Origin of the sequence: Methylopila musalis (genome assembly GCF_042679725.1) — a bacterium.
GTDB classification, from domain to species: domain Bacteria; phylum Pseudomonadota; class Alphaproteobacteria; order Rhizobiales; family Methylopilaceae; genus Methylopila; species Methylopila musalis.
Genome location: NZ_JBHTMX010000393.1, coordinates 1 through 869 on the forward strand (window position 1 = coordinate 1; position 869 = coordinate 869).

The 869-nt window shown below is 78.3% G+C and carries 1 pseudogene; it reads left to right on the forward strand.

The features are described 5' to 3' along the window. Positions 1 to 21: 21 nt before the first annotated feature. Positions 22 to 869, forward strand: a pseudogene (locus tag ACFQ4O_RS17890) (hypothetical protein); the annotation flags it as partial.

The following is an 869-nucleotide window of genomic DNA, read 5'->3' on the forward strand; positions in this document are numbered from 1 at the left end:
GCCGAGGCGCCGCGGCCGGTCTTGGCCGCGCCCGTGGTCGCCGAGCCCTCCCCGCCGGTCGAGAGCGCGGCCGAGGTGGCCCGCCGTCTCGCCGACCTGCGCTTCGTGTTCGAGATCGATCAGGAGCGGCGGATCGCCTTCCTCTCGCCCGACCTCGACGCCGCGGTGGGCGACAGCGTCCGCGCGGCCGTCGGCCGGCCGTGGGGCGAGGTCGCCGCCGAACTCGGCCTCGATCCCGCGGGCGCGGTGGCCGCGGCGCTTAGGGGCGTCACGGGCTGGAGCGGGCTCGCCATCTCCTGGCCGCTGCCGGACGGCGCGCGGGCGCCGCTGTCGCTCTCCGCCCTGCCGGTGTTCGACCGGGGCCGCACCTTCATGGGCTTCCGCGGCCTCGGCCTCGTGGTCGCGCCGCCCGAGGACACGCCCGCAGTCGACGCGGCGCCGGACGCGGTGGAATTCCCCGAGCCTGCTCCCGTCCTCGAAGAGCCGGCGACGGAGCCGGCGGCCGATGAGCCGGAGCCCGCGGCCGAGGTGCCCGTTCCCAATGCGCTCCCCACGCCGGACGTCACCCCCGAACCGGCCGACCCCGCTCCCGAGCCGGTCGGGGACGACGCGCCCCGCGCCGCCTTCGCCAGCGGCAACGTGGTGCCGCTGTGGGAGGGCGTAGCCGCGGACGGCGGGTCGCGCAGCCTGTCCCACGCCGAGGAGAACGCCTTCGACGAGATCGCCCGGCGGCTGCGCAGCTTTGGCGGCGCGACAGACGCCCGCGCCATCTGGGACGACATCGCCGAGGACGCGGGGCTGGCGGCCCCGGCGGCCGCCCCCGCCGCCGACCCCGTGGCGGAGGACCTGCTGCGGCTGCTGGACCGGCT